At 49.5% G+C, this 1,207-nt stretch carries 1 pseudogene; it reads left to right on the top strand.

What is annotated here, in order from left to right:
* Positions 1-1,207 (top strand): annotated as a pseudogene (locus ACTG7Q_RS10820) (hypothetical protein); the annotation flags it as partial.

The following is a 1,207-nucleotide window of genomic DNA, read 5'->3' as shown; positions in this document are numbered from 1 at the left end:
GTACAAAACTTCACGACCTCGGTCAATGGCCAAGCGGTAGAAACTGTAGACCAAAGTAACCGAGATATTGGTTTTGTGAATGGCACGGCGACTACAGCGAGAATGACGGATAACAAAGATATCACCTTTGATGTGAACGTGGATAACAAAACCGTCAAAGTGGACAATGCCGGAAACCTTTACGTAGATACCTCAGAGGTCGACACGAATACCCAAGCCACGGTTACAGCCAAGGACAGCACGATTACCTTAGTTGAAACCGAGAACGGCAACGGTACCAAGAACTACGACGTCTCGGTGGCAAATACCAGTTTACATGTGGCAGATGGTCAAGTGACAGAGCCTGCGACCAATGGTAACAAACTGGTGAATGCGACAACTGTTGCAGAGGCCATCAACAACGTCTCATGGAGTGCCAAACAAGGTGCCCGAGTGGAAACGAACAACGACACCTCAAATGTAGCCGACAGTGAAATCAAAGCGGGCGAGAGTGTGACGTTTATTGCCGGTAAGAATGTGGTGTTAGAAAAATCGGGTGACAGTTTTACGTATGCGTTGAATGATAATCTGAATGTCACGAGTGTGAATGCGACCGATATTGATGCCACGAACGTTAACGCCACCAATCTCAATGGCACCACAGTTATTGTTGGCACAGGGGAGACCACAACCACGTTAACGTCGACAGAAAACGGCTTAGATGTCGGCGGTGATAAGCTCACTAATCTGGCCAACGGGACAGACAACAGCGATGCGGTAACGGTCGCACAATTAAAAGCGAACAGCACGACGGTGACGGCCTCGGGCTTAGCGACGATAAGTTCAAGTACAGAGACGGCGGAGGGTAAAACCTACAATGTAGATGTTGCAAAAGCGGAGGCACCAACGGTGGCCCGAGGCAGTGTGACGGTGACAGAGGGAGATAAAGGGAAAGTGATGACCGCAGGCGATGTGGCCAGTGCGATAACGGACTCAGAAAAGACCTCCTCCGTGGTACAAGACAGCACCAGTGCAGCCCGCTTAACAGTCACAGCAGGTGAAGAAGATGAGAAGGGCAACACGCAATACACCGTGGGCTTAACGCAATCGAGTCTTGATAGCTTGAATAAAGCGGATAGTGCGGTACAAAACTTCACGACCTCGGTCAATGGCCAAGCGGTAGAAACTGTAGACCAAAGTAACCGAGATATTGGTTTTGTGAATGGCA

Source organism: Lonepinella sp. BR2474 (assembly GCF_051851555.1).
Taxonomy (GTDB): Bacteria; Pseudomonadota; Gammaproteobacteria; order Enterobacterales; family Pasteurellaceae; genus Lonepinella.
This window is presented reverse-complemented; position numbering and strand designations above follow the sequence as displayed.